The 508-nt window shown below is 50.2% G+C and carries 1 pseudogene; it reads left to right on the top strand.

Annotated features, from left to right (window positions below):
• Positions 1-508, top strand: a pseudogene (locus PsAD37_RS17055) (helix-turn-helix domain-containing protein); the annotation flags it as partial.

Below are 508 nucleotides of genomic sequence, written 5' to 3'. Positions count from 1 at the left end.
AACACCGGTGAGGTTAAGCAGCTGCGTAAAGAAGCTCGCGACCTCAAAGAAGTGTTTGCAGAGCAGGCCCTTGAACTGCAGCTTCTTTAAAAAAGCATGACAGGCGATGGGGAGGCCGACGAATGAGGTATCCTGTCCATGAGAAATTGGAGATTATCCGTCTCGTTGAGAATTCCCATCAAACAATCAAGCGTACTCTGGAACATTTGGGCATTCCCCGCTCCACTTTCTATGTTTGGGTTGACCGCTACCTCGAAGGTGGTGTTGAGGCGCTTGAAGATCGCATCTCACGTCCATCTAAGGTCTGGAACCGTATTCCCGACGAGATCAGGACACAGATGATCGATCTGGCTCTGGAAGAACCTGATCTGTCTCGTCGCGAATTGGCGGTACGCTTTACAGATACAAAAGGCTATTTTGTATCTGAGGCTTCTGTCTACCGGCTACTGAAAGCGCAGGACCTGATTACCAGTCCCGCTTATGTCGTCATCAAGGCCGCAGACGAGTT

The sequence above is a fragment of the Pseudovibrio sp. Ad37 genome, from assembly GCF_001623075.1.
In the GTDB taxonomy this organism is placed as follows: Bacteria; Pseudomonadota; Alphaproteobacteria; order Rhizobiales; family Stappiaceae; genus Pseudovibrio.
This window is presented reverse-complemented; position numbering and strand designations above follow the sequence as displayed.